We start from the raw sequence: 14,755 nt of genomic DNA on the forward strand, positions 1-14,755 counted from the left end.
CGTGGAAGGTGTGTCGCGGTCTGCGCGACACACCTTCCACACGGCCGGGGCGGACCGGGCACCAGGGCCGACCGGGCACCGGGGCCGGCCGGGCACCGGGGCCGACCGGGCACCGGGGCCGGCCGGTGCGCTAGCGCTACCCCAGCACCGCGCCCTTCGACGCCGACTGCACGAGCTTCTGGTACTTGCCCAGGACGCCGCGCGTGTAGCGGGGGGCCAGCGGCGTCCAGCCGACCGCACGCTCGGCGAGAGTCGCGTCGTCGACCAGCAGGTCCAGCGTCGCGTGCGCGACGTCCAGACGGATCCGGTCACCGTCCCGCACGAACGCGATCGGCCCCGCGTCGACGGCCTCGGGCGCGATGTGCCCGACGCACAGGCCGGTCGTCCCGCCGGAGAAGCGGCCGTCGGTGACGAGCAGGACGTCCTTGCCCAGCCCCGCCCCCTTGATCGCCCCGGTGATCGCGAGCATCTCGCGCATGCCCGGGCCACCCTTCGGGCCCTCGTACCGGATGACGACGACGTCACCTGCCTGGATCGTGCCGTCCTCCAGGGCGTCGAGCGCCGCGCGCTCCCGCTCGAAGACGCGTGCGGTCCCCTCGAACACGTCCGAGTCGAACCCGGCGGACTTGACGACCGCCCCCTCGGGGGCGAGCGACCCGTGCAGGATCGTGATCCCGCCCGTGCGGTGGATCGGGTTGTCGAGCGCCCGCAGGATCTTGCCGTCCGGGTCGGGCGGCGCGATGTCGGCCAGGTTCTCCGCGACCGTCCGCCCGGTGACCGTGAGGCAGTCGCCGTGCAGCAGGCCCGCGTCGAGCAGCGCCTTCATGACGACCGGCACGCCGCCGATGCGGTCGACGTCGTTCATGACGTACCGCCCGAACGGCTTGAGGTCGCCGAGGTGCGGCACGCGCGCGGCGACGCGGCTGAAGTCGTCGAGCGTGAGGTCGACCTCGGCCTCGTGCGCGATGGCCAGCAGGTGCAGGACGGCGTTCGTCGAGCCGCCGAACGCCATGACGACGGCGATCGCGTTCTCGAACGCCTCCTTCGTCATGATCTGGCGCGCCGTGATGCCGCGCCGCAGCAGCTCCACCACGGCCTCGCCGGACCGGCGCGCGAACTGGTCACGCCGCCGGTCGGCCGACGGCGGGGCCGCCGACCCCGGCAGCGACATCCCGATCGCCTCCGCGACCGACGCCATGGTGTTCGCGGTGTACATGCCGCCGCACGCGCCCTCGCCCGGGCAGATCGCGCGCTCGATCCGGTCGACGTCCTCGGGGCTCATGAGACCGCGCGCGCACGCCCCGACGGCCTCGAACGCGTCGATGATCGTCACGTCCTTCTCGGTGCCGTCCGAGAGCTTGACCCAGCCCGGCATGATCGAGCCCGCGTAGAGGAACACGCTCGCGAGGTCGAGGCGCGCCGCCGCCATGAGCATCCCGGGCAGGCTCTTGTCGCAGCCCGCGAGCAGCACCGACCCGTCGAGCCGCTCCGCCATCATCACCGTCTCGACCGAGTCCGCGATGATGTCGCGGCTCACGAGGGAGAAGTGCATGCCCTCGTGGCCCATCGAGATGCCGTCCGACACCGAGATCGTGCCGAACTCCAGCGGGTACCCCCCACCGGCGTGCACCCCGTCCTTGACCGCCTTCGCCAGGCGGTCGAGCGACAGGTTGCACGGCGTGATCTCGTTCCAGGACGACGCGACGCCGACCTGCGGCTTCGCGAAGTCCTCGTCGCCCATCCCGACGGCGCGCAGCATCCCGCGGGACGCCGTCGCCTCCAGCCCGTCCGTGACCTGCCGCGACCGCGGCTTGATGTCGACCCCGGCCGTCCCGTCCTGCGTCGTCGTCATGCCCCGAGACTAGGCAGACCCGACCGCCCCGGCATCCGGCTCGCCGCCGGTCAGACCTCCCAGCCGCGCGGCCGGACCGGAGCCCGAGGCGGCTCGAACTCGATGTCGTCGTCGGCGCGCAGCAGGTCGACGAGCGAGGGGGCAGCGTCGCCACTCCGAGGTCCGTCGGGCCGAGGCACGTCGGAGCACGGTTCGCACTGCTGCTCCGTCACCTCCCGCAGCCGCACGAGGACGTCGTCGGACGCCTCGAAGAACGCCTCGACGTGCGCGACCCGGCCGAAGAGCTCGTGCTCGGGCGCCATCTCGGTCCCGAGCTCGGTGAGGACGCGCGCCCGCCAGCGCTCGGTGGCGTCCGACCTGTCCTCGTACCCCGACCAGCGGGGCGAGAGCTCGAGTGCGGTCACGCTCCGAGCGTCCCGCACCGCACGGCAGGGCCGGGTGCCGAGCGTCAGGCGCGGCGGAGGCGGCTCACGTCGCGGACCGCGCCGCGGTCGGCGGAGGTCGCCATCGCGGCGTACGCCTGCAGGGCCGGCGAGACGTAGCGGTCGCGGTTGAGCGGCTGCCACGGGTTCTCCGACGCCTCCATCTTGGCGCGGCGCTCGGCGAGCACGGCGTCGGGGACGTTGATGCGGATGAGCCGCGTCTCGACGTCGATCTCGATCTCGTCGCCGTCCTCGATGAGGCCGATCGCGCCGCCGGCCGACGCCTCCGGGGAGACGTGGCCGACGGAGATGCCGGACGACCCGCCGGAGAAGCGGCCGTCGGTGATGAGCGCGCACACCTTGCCGAGGCCGCGGCCCTTGATGAACGACGTCGGGTAGAGCATCTCCTGCATGCCAGGGCCGCCCGAGGGGCCCTCGTAGCGGACGACGACGACGTGGCCGGGCTTGACCTCCTTGCGGAGGATCTTGTCGACGGCCTCGTCCTGCGACTCGCAGACCAGCGCGGTGCCGACGAAGTGGAAGAGCTCCGGGTCGATGCCGGCGGTCTTGATGATCGCGCCGTCCTCGGCGAGGTTGCCGCGCAGGACGGCGAGGCCGCCCTCGACGGTGTAGGCGTGCGCCACGTCGCGGATGCAGCCGTTCGCGGCGTCGGTGTCGAGCGACTCCCAGACGTTCGACGTCGAGAAGGCCTGCGTCGTGCGGACGCCGCCGGGGGCGGCGTGGAACAGGGCGCGGGCGCGCTCCGTCGCGGCGCCCCCGCGGATGTCCCAGTCGTCGAGCCACGCGCGCAGCGTCGGGGTGTGCACGGAGGTGACGTCGTGGTCGAGCAGCCCGCCGCGGTCGAGCTCGCCGAGCAGCGCGGGGATCCCGCCGGCGCGGTGCACGTCCTCCATGTGGAAGTCGGGGTGGTTCGGCGCGACCTTCGACAGGCACGGCACGCGGCGGCTGATCGCGTCGATGTCGGCGAGCGTGAAGTCGAGCTCGGCCTCCTGCGCGGCGGCCAGGATGTGCAGCACGGTGTTCGTCGAGCCGCCCATGGCGACGTCGAGCGTCATCGCGTTGGAGAACGCGGCGCGGTTGGCGATCGAGCGCGGGGCGACGCTGTCGTCCTCGTCGTCGTAGTACCGGCGGGCCAGGTCGACGATCGTGCGGCCGGCCTCGAGGAACAGCTCGCGGCGCGCGGTGTGCGTGGCGAGCGTCGAGCCGTTGCCGGGCAGCGACAGGCCGAGCGCCTCGGTGAGGCAGTTCATCGAGTTCGCGGTGAACATGCCGGAGCACGAGCCGCACGTGGGGCACGCGTTCTCCTCGACGCGGCCGAGCGCGTCGTCGGAGACGTTGTCGTCCGCGGAGTAGTTGATCGCGTTGATGAGGTTGAGGTGCGTCTTCGCGACGCCGTCGGCGATCACGGCCTTGCCGGCCTCCATCGGCCCGCCCGACACGAAGATCACCGGGATGTTGAGCCGCAGCGCCGCGTTGAGCATGCCGGGCGTGATCTTGTCGCAGTTGGAGATGCAGACGATCGCGTCGGCGCAGTGCGCGTTGACCATGTACTCGACCGAGTCGGCGATGAGGTCGCGGCTGGGCAGGGAGTAGAGCATCCCGCCGTGGCCCATCGCGATGCCGTCGTCGACCGCGATGGTGTTGAACTCCTTGGCGACGCCGCCCGCCTCGCGCACGGCCGACGCGACGAGGTCGCCCATGTCCTTGAGGTGCACGTGGCCCGGGACGAACTGCGTGTACGAGTTCGCGATCGCGATGATCGGCTTGCCGAAGTCCTCGGTCGTCATGCCCGTCGCACGCCACAGCGCGCGGGCGCCGGCCATGTTGCGGCCGTGGGTCGAGGTACGAGAGCGCAGGGGACGGCTCATCGTGGGTCTCCTTCACCGGAGGGCTTCGTGGTGCGACGTCGCGCGGCAGAGCGTCACCGGCGCGACGGGGCGCCGCCCAGCAGGCAGCGCCCCGTCACACTACGTCGCCGTCCGGCCAGGTCGGACGCACGTCCGACCTGTGATCGGCCGTCGTCGGCGCCGGGGCGGGTGGACGCCCGGCACGAGCCGGCGGCGGTCGGTCAGCGGACCACGGTCGCCGTCCAGCGCGGGTCGTCGGCGGTGATGCGGTGGACGTCGCCCGTGAGGGTCACACGCGCCTGCGTCTCGCGCTCCGCGCACGACGGGCCGACCCACAGGTCGACGTCGCCGGGCTCGACGACCCGCTCCCCCGCACGGTTCGTGAACGACAGCCGGGTCGCGGGGACGACGAGCTCGACGACGGCCGTCTGCCCGCGCTCGAGGTGCACGCGCTGGTAGCCGAGGAGCTGCGCGACCGGCCGGGTCACGCTCGCGACGAGGTCACGGCCGTAGAGCTGCACGACGTCGTCGCCGCCCCGCTCGCCCGTGTTGGTCACGCGGACCGTCACGACGAGCGGCCCGTCGGTCGTGGCGGTCGGCTCGACCGTGAGGTCGGTGTGCGTGAACGACGTGTACGACAGGCCGTGCCCGAACGGCAGCACGGGCCGCGACGCGAGGTTCGTGACGTCGCCGTCCCCGCCCAGGGCCGGGTGCAGGTAGGAGAACGGCTGCGCACCGGCCGACCGCGGCAGGCTGACGGGCAGCCGCCCCGACGGGTTGACCCGCCCGGACAGGACGCCGGCGATCGCGGGACCGCCCTCCTCGCCGGGGAAGAACGACTGCACGACGGCCGCGCAGCGCTCGACCGCCCACCCGATCGCGTACGGGCGGCCCGTGAGCAGGACGAGCACGACCGGGGTGCCCGTCGCGAGGACGGCCTCGACGAGCTCGCGCTGCACGCCGGGCAGCTCCAGGTCGTCGCGGTCGCAGCCCTCGCCGACGGTGCCGCGCCCGAACAGCCCGGCGTGGTCGCCGACGACGACCACCGCGACGTCCGACTCCGTCGCGACGCGGACCGCGTCGGGGAACCCGCTGCGGTCGTCGTCGTCCACGGCGCACCCGCGCGCCGCGACGACGCTCGAGCCGAGCAGCTCGGCGGCGAGCGCGTGCCGGACCGTCGGGACGTCGATGCCGACGCCGACCTCCGGGTGGTGCGGCAGGACGTGGTTGACGAACGAGTAGCAGCCGAACATCGCCTCGGGCCGGTCGGCGTTGGGGCCGATCACGGCGACACGGACCCCGGCCCGCAGCGGCAGGGTGCCGTCGTTGGTGAGCAGCACGACCGACTCCTCGGCGAGCTGCGCCGCGACCCGGCGGTGCTCCGCGCTGTCGAGGTCGACGGCCGTGGGCGGCTCGTCGTCGAACGTCGCGTCGAGCAGCCCGAGCTCGGCCTTCTGCGTGAGCGCGCGCGTGACGGCCCGGTCGACGAGCGCCTCGTCGACCTTCCCGGCCCGCACGGCGGCCGCGAGCGGCTCCGTGTAGGCGTCGCCCGTCGGGAGCTCGATGTCGACGCCCGCGGCGAGCGCGAGGCCCGCGGCCTCGCCGAGGTCGCCCGCGACGTGGTGCAGGAGGTGCAGGAACGCGACGCCGAAGTAGTCGGCGACGACGGTGCCGTCGAAGCCCCACCGGTCGCGCAGCACGCCCGTGAGCAGCGCGGGGTCGGCCGCGACGGGCACCCCGTCGATCTCGGCGTACGAGTGCATGACCGACCGGACGCCGCCGTCGCGGACCGCCATCTCGAACGGCGGGAGGAGCACGTCGGCGATCTCGCGCGGGCCGGCGTGCACGGGCCCGAAGTTGCGGCCCGACTGCGACGCCGAGTACCCGACGAAGTGCTTGAGCGTGGCGTGCACGCCCGTCGACTGCAGGCCCCGGACGTAGGACGTGCCGAGCGTGCCGACGAGGTACGGGTCCTCGCCGATGCACTCGTCGACGCGGCCCCAGCGGGGGTCGCGCACCACGTCGAGCACGGGCGCGAGGCCCTGGTGCACGCCGAGCGCCCGCATCGACTCCCCGATGACCTCGCCCATGCGGGTCACGAGCTCGGGGTCGAACGACGCGCCCCACGCGAGCGGGGTCGGGAACGTCGCCGCCCGCCACGCGGAGAGCCCCGTGAGGCACTCCTCGTGGACGAGCGCCGGGATGCCCAGTCGGGTCTCGCGGACGAGGCGGCGCTGGAAGCCCCACAGCCAGCGGGCACGCGACACCGGGTCGACGGGCCGCGTGCCGTACACGCGGGTGAGGTGCCCGAGGCCGTGCTGCGCGGCCTCGTCGAGCGTCCGCTCGGCCGTGAACTCGCCCTGCAGGGGCGCCACGGCCTCGCCGTCGGACTTCTCCCAGAAGCCGACGACCTGCGCGAGCTTCTCCTCGAGGGTCATGCGCGCGAGCAGGTCCTGCACGCGCTGGTCGACCCCGGTCGGGCTCGACACCTGGAGATCCGTCACGGATCCACTCCTTCTCACGTGGTGCAGTGGTTCGGGTGGCGGGCGCGACCCCGCCGGCGCTGGCCGGTGCCGGGCGTCAGCCCTTGACCGCGCCCTGCAGGCCGTTGACGATCCGCCGCTGCATGGCGAGGAAGAACACGAGCGCGGGGATCATCGCGAGGGTCGTGAACGCGAAGACGCCTGCGGTGTCCGCCGAGTGCTCGGAGGAGAAGTCCGCGACGCCGAGCGGCAGCGTCTTCATGTCGCTCTGCAGCAGGAGCAGGGGCAGCAGGTACGCGTTCCACGAGCCGACGAACGCGAGCACGCCGACGGTGACCATGCCCGGGCCGGACAGCGGCAGCAGGATCCGCCAGAAGAAGCCGATGCGGGACGCGCCGTCGAGCAGCGCGGCCTCCTCGAGCTCGTTCGGGATCGCCATGAGGAACGGCCGCAGGATGACGACCGTCACCGGCAGCGCGAACGCGGCCTGCGGCAGTGCCACGCCCCACCACGTGTTGCCCAGGTGCAGGTCGCGCGTGATGAGGATGAACAGCGGGATGATCGCGACGGTCGCCGGGAACAGCAGGCCCATGACGAACACGAGGAACAGCGGCTCGCGCCAGCGGAACCGGTACCGGGCCAGCGGGTAGGCCGCCATGACCCCGAAGACGACGACGATCGCCGTCGTGAGGACCGCGATGGCCGTGCTGTTGAGCGCGTACTTCCAGAAGCTCGGGTTCGTCAGCACGCCCGTGTAGTTGGTGAGCACCCACGGGTCGGGCAGGGCGGCGGGTGACTCGGCGAGCTGCGCGTTGGTGCGGAACCCGCCCAGCACGCCGTACAGCACGGGCCCGACGGTGAGCGCGACGACGACGAGCGCGATCGCGTAGACGAGCGGGTTCCCGCCCTGGATCGCCTGGCCGCTGCGGCCCTTCGGTCGGTCACGGTCGGGGGTGGTGGCGGCCCGTGGGGCGACCACGGGGACGGCGCTCATGCCTTCGCCTTCTTCCGCGGGGTGTCGACCTGCGTGTCACGACGCAGGATGAAGCGCTGGTACAGCAGGGCCAGGACCAGGGCGACGACGAACAGGACCACCGAGGCCGCGGCCGCGATGCCGTAGTTCTGCCGCTTGGTGCCCTCGGTGATGAGGAAGGTCGCCATGGTGGTCGTGGCGTTGGCCGGGCCGCCGCCGGTGAGGATCCACACCATGTCGAAGAGCTGGAGCGAGCCGATCATCGACAGGAACGCCCAGGTGCGCAGCGTCGGGCCCAGCAGCGGGATCGTGATGCGGCGCTGGATCTGCCACCAGCCCGCGCCGTCGATCTGCGCGGCCTCGTAGAGCTCGTCGGGGACGCCCTGCAGGCCGGCGAGGAAGAGGATGACCGCGAGGCCCAGGTACTTCCACGTGAGGACGACGATCACCGTCATGAGCGCGTAGTCGGGGTCGCCGAGCCAGCCCTGCGCCGGGCCGGACAGGCCGACCGCCGCGAGCATCGTGTCGATGACGCCGTACTTCGGCTGCAGGAGCTGGAACCACACGACGCCCGCGATGACCTCGGCGAGCACGTAGGGGACGAAGATGATCGTCCGCAGCACGCCCTGGCCCCACATCTTGCGGTTGAGCAGCAGCGCGATGCCGAGGCCCAGGGGCAGCTGGATGGCGATGGACGCCACCACGATGATGAGGTTGTGGACCAGGGCGTCCGTGAAGACGTCGTTCTGCAGGACGCTCACGTAGTTCTTGAGGCCGACGAAGTCGACCATCGGGCCGAAGCCCTTCCAGCGGTACACCGACATCTGGACGGCCTTGACGATCGGCCAGACCACGAAGCCGAGGAAGAGCACGAGCGCCGGGGTCACGAAGAACGCGATCTCCAGGTTGCGGCGCAGGTTCGAGGCCTTCGGGCGACGACCGCCCGGGGCACCGGCCGCCGGCCGCGCCGAGGCGCGACCGGCAGCCGGGGCCACCGTGGGGGTCGTCGCAGGCGAGGCGTCCGTGCCCAGGTGGGCCGTCGTCCCGTCTGCCACGTCGGTCACTTCTCCGCGTCAGCCGCCGCCTGCGTGGCGTCGACGATGTCCTGCGGGGTCGCCTGGCCTGCGAACAGCAGGGCGATCTCGTCGTTCATGGCGCCGCCGATCGACTGGCCGAAGGCCGTGTCGAAGTACAGCTGGACGTACGGTGCCGCGTCACGGACCTTGAGCAGCTCGGCCAGCGCCGGGTCGGACACGTACTGCGTGGCCGTCGGGTTGGTCGGCAGACCCATGTCGAGCTCGGCGAAGCCCTTCTGGACCTCGTCGGACAGGAGGTACTTGACGAACTCCACGGCCTCGTCGGGCGCGTCCTGCGAGACGGCCCACGCGTCGCCGCCGCCGAGCGTCGCGTCCTGCGCGCCCTCGCCGTCGTCGACCGCCGGGAACGGGAACCAGCCCGTGTTCTCTCCGAGGCCGGTGCCGTCCTCGGTGAGGCCCTGCATGACGCCGGGCTCCCAGTGGCCCTGCAGCTCGATCGCGACCTTGCCCGTCGCCAGCAGGCCGGAGGCAGAGGTCGGGCCGGACTGCGCGGGGGTCGACAGGAAGCCGGAGTTGAACGGCTGCGTGCCGACGAGCTTCTCGAGGTCCTCGCCCGCCTTGACGAAGCACGGGTCGGAGAAGTCGAGCGAGGTCACGGCCTCGGTCAGCGTCTCCTCGGAGCACTCGCGCAGCGAGAAGTAGTACCAGTAGTGCGCGGCGGGCCACTTGTCGCCGGCGCCGACGGACACGGGCTCGATGCCCGCAGCCTTGAGCTGGTCGACGACCGCGAAGAAGTCGTCCCACGTGGTGGGGACCTCGGTGACGCCGGCCTGCTCGAAGAGCGCCTTGTTGTACCAGAAGCCCACGACGCCGAGGGAGAACGGCAGACCGTACGTCTTGCCGTCGACCTGCCAGCCCTTGACGGAGCCGCCGATCTTCTCGATCTCCTCGGCCGCGGCCTCGGAGATGTCCTTGGTGAGGTTGGCCTCGACGTGGTCGGCGAGCTCGCCGCCGCCGCGCTCCATGTAGATGTCGGGGGCGTCGCCGGCCTGGAAGGCCGCGTCGAGCTTGGTGCCCATGTCCTCGTGCTGCATGGCGCTGACCTCGATGGTCACGCCGGGGTGGTCGGCCTCGAAGTTGGCTGCGACCTCGTCGTAGTAAACCTTGCCGTCACCGGTGTTGGAGTTGTGCCACCAGGTGATGACGGTGTCGCCACCGGCGGAGGTGTCGTCGCCGGCGTCGCCGCCGGAGCTGCAGGCACCCAGGAGGGCGATGCCTGCGGCGACCGCCACGCCACGGAGGACGGGTGTCCGGATCATCGTTGAAAGCTCCTCGTCGTCGCTGAAGGGGAGGGACGCGGCACAGGTAAGCAGGCTTCGACACGGCGTGTCAATCGATGTCGATAACGTTATCGAATCGATGCTCTAGGATCACCGACGTGGAGCCAGCACCTCGCGTGAAGATGGCCGACGTCGCCCGCACGGCCGGCGTCTCCGTCGCCACGGTGTCCAAGGTCGTCAACGGGCGGTACGGCGTCGCCGCGAGCACCCTCAGCCGCGTCCAGGAGGTCATCGACGAGCTCGGCTACGAGGCCTCCCTCGGTGCCCGCAGCCTGCGCAGCCACCGCACGAACGTCCTGGGCATCCTCGTCGCCGAGTTCGAGCCCTACTCCACCGAGCTGCTCAAGGGCGCGTCCGCCGCGGTCGGCGCCACCGGCTACGAGCTCCTCGCCTACTCCGGCGGCGGCACCGGCGGCGTCGGCTGGGAGCGGCGCTACCTGTCCCGACTGTCCGGCACGCTCATCGACGGCGCCGTCATCGTCACCCCGACGGTCGTCGAGGCCCACGCGGGCGTCCCCGTCGTCGCCGTCGACCCGCACACCGGCCCGTCCGGCCTGCCGACCGTCGACGCCGACTCCTTCGCGGGCGCGGTCCAGGCCACCGAGCACCTGCTCGGCCTCGGGCACCGCCGCATCGCGTTCCTCGGGGGCCGCCCCGACCTCGAGTCCGCCCGGCTGCGCGAGGACGGCTTCCGGCACGCCATGGCCGCCGCGGGCGTCCCCGTCGACGAGGACCTCGTGCGCGTCGGCGGCTACCGCTCCGAGACCGCCGACCAGCCCACGCACGCGCTGCTCGCACGCGACGAGCCGCCCACGGCCGTGTTCGCCGCCAACGACCTCTCCGCGATCCACGTCGTCGAGGTCGCCCGCTCGCTCGGCCTGCGCGTCCCCGACGACCTGTCCGTCATCGGGTTCGACAACGTCCCCGAGTCGGCGCTCGTGACCCCGCCGCTCACCACCATCGCCCAGCCCCTGCAGCAGATGGGCGCCGAGGCGCTGCGGCTGCTCGTCGACCTCATCGACGGTAAGGAGCGGCCCGTGCACGTCCGGCTCCCCACCGAGCTGGTCGAGCGCTCCTCGACCGCTCCCCCGCGCCCCCGCTGACGTTCGCCCGCGCTGCGCGTCAGGGGGCCCGTCAGGACGACGGGCGGCTCTGCCACGTGCACACGCACGCCTCGTTGCCCTCGGCGTCCGCGAGCACCCAGAACGCGGGCGCACGCCGGTCCGACAGCAGGCGGCCGCCGGCCGCGACGGCCGCCGCGACGCGCGCCTCGGCCTCGTCGTGCGGGACCGTGACGTCGAGGTGGATCCGGTTGCGCTGCGGACGGGGAGCGTCCATCTGCTGGAACCAGAAGTTCGGGCCCACGCCCGCGGAGTCGACGATCCCGTTCTCGTCGTCGCCCGGCTGGTCCTCGTAGCCGAGCACCGCCTTCCAGAACGGGCGGACCGCCGGGATGTCGAGCGCGTCGATCGCGACCTCCAGCGCCTCGCTGCGCGCGACCTCGCCGGTCAGGCCGAGGTCGTCCGCGAGCGCGCTCACCGTCGCGGCCAGGTCGACGTCGCGCTGCGTCAGCCCCGCCACGTCGTGGCTCGACGTCGTCACGGTCACCTGGCCCCAGCGCAGCAGCACGTCGGGGTGGTGGTTCGCGGCGTCGGCAGCCTCCGCCACGCGCGCGACGAACGCCGCGCCGGTCGCGAAGTCGGGCGTGCGGAACGTCGCGCGCAGGGCCCCCAGCAGGACGCGCCAGTGCCGCGCGTCGACGGCCTCGGTGACGGCGGAGTGCGGCAGTCGGGCGGAGGAGTCGGCCATGCGAGCCACCCTGCCACCGGCCGCCGACAGGCGCAGGTGGGTCGACGTCGGCTGTCGCGTCGCCCGCGTCCTGCCCCGCGCGGCTGAGGCCGTCCCCCTCGACGCCGTCCGCCTGTCGAGACGCAGCGCCGAACCCCTTGCCTCCCCCGCACCGGTCGCTACGGTCCCCGGCCAAGGTCATGAGACCGGCCCACAGCCCTGGCTGGCCGGTCGGCAACCCCTCGTACGGCGGGTGCCTCCAGGTGACGACCTGGCCGTCCGGGACCCCGGGCGGCAAGTGCGAACGGGGCCCGTCGCGGTCCCGGAGAGGTGGTCGCATGTCTCCCGCCCGTCCGTTCCGGCTCGCGATCGGCCTCGACGGTGCCGGCTGGCACCCCGCCGCGTGGCGCGAGGCGTCGGCGCGTCCCGACGACCTGCTGAGCGCCGGCTACTGGCGCGACCTGGTGCGCGGCGCGCAGGACGCGCTCGCCGAGCTCGTGACGATCGAGGACTCGTTCGCGCCGCAGTCGGCCGACCCGTGGCACCCCGACGACCGCACCGACCAGGTGCGGGGCCGCCTGGACGCCGCGCTCGTCGCGGCCCGGCTCGCGCCCGTCGCGCGCGGCATCGGGCTCGTCCCGACCGTGACGCTCACGCACACCGAGCCGTTCCACGTGTCGAAGGCGATCGCGACGCTCGACCACACGAGCCGCGGCTTCGCCGGGGTGCAGGTGCGCGTCTCGGGCGGCGCGTACCAGGCGGGGCTGTTCGGCCGCCGCGACCTGCCCGACTTCGCGCCGCCGTTCGACCTCACCGACCCCGCGCTCGTCGCGGCGATCCAGGACCTGTTCGACGAGGGGGCCGACGCGGTCGAGGCGATCCGCCGGCTGTGGGACTCGTGGGAGGACGACGCGGAGATCCGCGACGCGGCGACGGGCCGGTTCGTCGACCGCGACAAGCTGCACACGGTCGACTTCGTGGGTCGCTGGTTCTCGGTGCGCGGACCGTCGATCACGCCGCGCTCGCCGCAGGGCCAGCCGGTCGTCGTCTCGCTCGCGCACCAGCCGATCCCGTACGCGTTCGCGGCGCGCGCGTCCGACGTCGTGCTCGTGACGCCGTTCGACGACGCGGACGCGGCGCGGATCCTGCGCGAGGTCCGCGACGCCGAGCGGGCGGTGGACCGGGCGGTGCCGCTGCAGGTCTGGGCGGACGTGGTCGTCGTCCTCGACTCCCCCACCGAGTCCGGAGCGGCGCGCCTGGCGCGGCTCGACGACGTCGCCGGCGGCACGTGGTCCACGGACACGGGCATCGTCGCGGGCTCCGCGACGGACCTCGCCGACCGGTTCGCCCACTGGCACGACCTCGGCTACGACGGCGTCCGGCTGCGTCCCGCGACGCTCCCCGACGACCTCGCGCTGATCGCCGCCGACCTGGCGCCCGAGCTGCGCCACCGCGGCCTGACGCGCACCGCGTACGACGCCGACTCCCTGCGCGGGCTGCTCGGACTGCCGACCGACGTGCCCAGCCGGTACGCCACCGCCGCCACCACCCACGCCTGAGCCGGAGGAGAGCACCATGAGCGACCGCAAGCAGATCATCCTCGGCGCCTACCTGGGCGGCGTGAACCACCAGACCGTCTGGAGCCACCCCGACGCGGGCAGCCAGATCGACTTCTCGTCCTTCGAGCACACCGCCGTCACCGCGGAGCGCGGCAAGTTCGACTTCTTCTTCCTGGCCGAGGGCCTCGCGCTGCGCGAGCGGGACGGGCAGGTCTTCGACCAGGACATCGTCGGCCGGCCCGACACGCTGCCCGTCCTCGCGTCGCTCGCCGCCGTGACCGAGCACCTCGGGCTCGCCGGGACCCTCAACGCGACGTTCAACGAGCCGTACGAGCTCGCCCGGCAGCTCGCGTCGCTCGACCACCTGTCCGGCGGCCGGGCCGCGTGGAACGTCGTGACGTCGTTCGACGCGTTCACCGGCCAGAACTTCCGCCGCGGCGGGTTCCTCGACCGCTCGCAGCGGTACGAGCGGGCCGCGGAGGCCGTCGCCCTGGTGCGCGAGCTGTGGGACGCGTGGGCGGCCGACGAGGTCGTCGCGGACAAGGCGACGGGCCGGTTCCTGCGCTCGGGCGACGCGGGCGCGTTCGCGCACACCGGGCCGCAGTTCGACGTGCGGGGCCGCTTCACGGTGCCGCGCTCGCCGCAGGGGCAGCCGGTCGTCCTGCAGGCCGGCGTCTCCGAGCAAGGGCGCGAGTTCGCGGCGGCGACGTCGGACGCGATCTTCTCCCCGTTCACCCACCTGGCCGACGCGCAGGCGTACTACGCCGACGTCAAGGCACGCGTCGTCCGGCACGGCCGCCGGGCGGACGAGGTGAAGATCCTGCCGGGCGCCGCGTTCGTCCTCGGCGACACCGAGCAGGACGCGCAGGACAAGGCGCGGTGGGTGCGCGAGCAGCAGGTCACCGACCGCACCGCGCGCATCCTGCTCGAGCAGATCTGGAACCGGGACCTGTCGGCGTACGACCCCGACGGCCCGCTGCCCGACGTCGAGCCGGACCTCGACGCTCCCTCGTTCATCCAGGGGCGCGCGCTGCTCGACCCGGACCGGCGCGGCTGGGTCGCCCGCCTGCGGGCGCTCGCCGAGGAGAACCGGTGGTCGCTGCGGCAGGTCGTGGTCGACCAGTTCACGCGCACGGAGTTCGTCGGGACGGCCACGCAGGTCGCGGACCAGATCGACACGTTCGTGCAGGAGGGCGGGTCCGACGGGTTCATCATCGGCTCGCACCTCGTGCCGACCGGGCTCGACGAGTTCGTCGACCGCGTCGTCCCGCTGCTGCAGGAGCGCGGCGCGCTGCGCGCGGAGTACACGGGTACGACCCTGCGCGACAACCTGGGGCTCCCGGTCCCCGAGCGGGCGCGCGGCGCGGTGCTCGTCGGCTGAGCCGTCGGGCCGGTCCCGGGGCGACGGCCCGCGCCCGGGACCGGCCCGGCTC

11 protein-coding genes and 1 riboswitch are annotated in these 14,755 nt (G+C 73.1%); of the genes, 3 read left to right on the top strand and 8 right to left on the bottom strand.

Translation table 11 applies throughout. The annotated features are described in order from the left end of the window. Nucleotides 1-136: 136 nt before the first annotated feature. The 7 genes from ilvD (CBZ_RS11685) to CBZ_RS11715 form a co-directional block, all read right to left on the bottom strand. Entirely contained in the window at nucleotides 137-1,852 is a 1,716-nt protein-coding gene (ilvD, locus tag CBZ_RS11685) for a dihydroxy-acid dehydratase (protein ID WP_130781718.1), read from the bottom strand. 50 nt (nucleotides 1,853-1,902) lie between these two features. Beyond that, complete coding sequence (locus CBZ_RS11690; RefSeq protein WP_130781719.1) at nucleotides 1,903-2,256, bottom strand: hypothetical protein; 354 nt, start codon at nucleotides 2,254-2,256, stop codon at nucleotides 1,903-1,905. 44 nt (nucleotides 2,257-2,300) lie between these two features. Beyond that, nucleotides 2,301-4,163 carry a dihydroxy-acid dehydratase gene (ilvD, locus tag CBZ_RS11695; RefSeq protein ID WP_130781720.1) on the bottom strand — a complete coding sequence of 621 codons (1,863 nt, stop codon included), beginning with the start codon at nucleotides 4,161-4,163 and terminating at the stop codon, nucleotides 2,301-2,303. Nucleotides 4,164-4,363: 200 nt separating this feature from the next. After that, a complete protein-coding gene (locus CBZ_RS11700; RefSeq protein WP_444979408.1) occupies nucleotides 4,364-6,646 on the bottom strand; it encodes a beta-xylosidase/alpha-l-arabinosidase in 2,283 nt (760 codons plus the stop codon). Nucleotides 6,647-6,722: 76 nt separating this feature from the next. Then, nucleotides 6,723-7,619 (bottom strand): carbohydrate ABC transporter permease, encoded by an 897-nt coding sequence (locus CBZ_RS11705; RefSeq protein ID WP_130781721.1) that lies wholly within the window; start codon nucleotides 7,617-7,619, stop codon nucleotides 6,723-6,725. Then, entirely contained in the window at nucleotides 7,616-8,653 is a 1,038-nt protein-coding gene (locus tag CBZ_RS11710) for a carbohydrate ABC transporter permease (protein WP_373862169.1), read from the bottom strand. The genes CBZ_RS11705 and CBZ_RS11710 overlap by 4 nt, the downstream gene beginning before the upstream one ends. 5 nt (nucleotides 8,654-8,658) lie before the next feature. Continuing rightward, nucleotides 8,659-9,954, bottom strand: coding sequence for an ABC transporter substrate-binding protein (locus tag CBZ_RS11715; RefSeq protein ID WP_130781723.1), 1,296 nt, complete (start codon nucleotides 9,952-9,954; stop codon nucleotides 8,659-8,661). A gap of 143 nt (nucleotides 9,955-10,097) precedes the next feature. Between CBZ_RS11715 and CBZ_RS11720 the strand changes: the two genes are divergently transcribed. After that, entirely contained in the window at nucleotides 10,098-11,078 is a 981-nt protein-coding gene (locus CBZ_RS11720; protein WP_130781728.1) for a LacI family DNA-binding transcriptional regulator, read from the top strand. A gap of 31 nt (nucleotides 11,079-11,109) precedes the next feature. Here the strand turns inward: CBZ_RS11720 and CBZ_RS11725 are convergent, their stop codons facing one another. Next, nucleotides 11,110-11,784: a 4a-hydroxytetrahydrobiopterin dehydratase gene (locus CBZ_RS11725; RefSeq protein ID WP_130781724.1), complete on the bottom strand. Its 675-nt coding sequence runs from the start codon at nucleotides 11,782-11,784 to the stop codon at nucleotides 11,110-11,112. Between the two features lie 175 nt (nucleotides 11,785-11,959). Beyond that, a riboswitch (SAM riboswitch) is annotated at nucleotides 11,960-12,070 on the top strand. A 31-nt stretch (nucleotides 12,071-12,101) separates the two neighbouring features. Here CBZ_RS11725 and CBZ_RS11730 point away from each other — a divergent pair. Together CBZ_RS11730 and CBZ_RS11735 are read left to right on the top strand one after the other, a co-directional pair. Continuing rightward, on the top strand, nucleotides 12,102-13,322 hold the full coding sequence (locus tag CBZ_RS11730; protein ID WP_130781725.1) for an LLM class flavin-dependent oxidoreductase: 1,221 nt from the start codon (nucleotides 12,102-12,104) through the stop codon (nucleotides 13,320-13,322). A gap of 16 nt (nucleotides 13,323-13,338) precedes the next feature. Beyond that, the gene (locus CBZ_RS11735) at nucleotides 13,339-14,703 is read left to right on the top strand and encodes an NtaA/DmoA family FMN-dependent monooxygenase (protein ID WP_130781726.1); all 1,365 of its coding nucleotides are present in this window, start codon (nucleotides 13,339-13,341) and stop codon (nucleotides 14,701-14,703) included. The last annotated feature ends 52 nt before the right edge of the window (nucleotides 14,704-14,755 follow it).

Source organism: Cellulomonas biazotea (assembly GCF_004306155.1).
Lineage (GTDB): Bacteria > Actinomycetota > Actinomycetes > Actinomycetales > Cellulomonadaceae > Cellulomonas > Cellulomonas biazotea.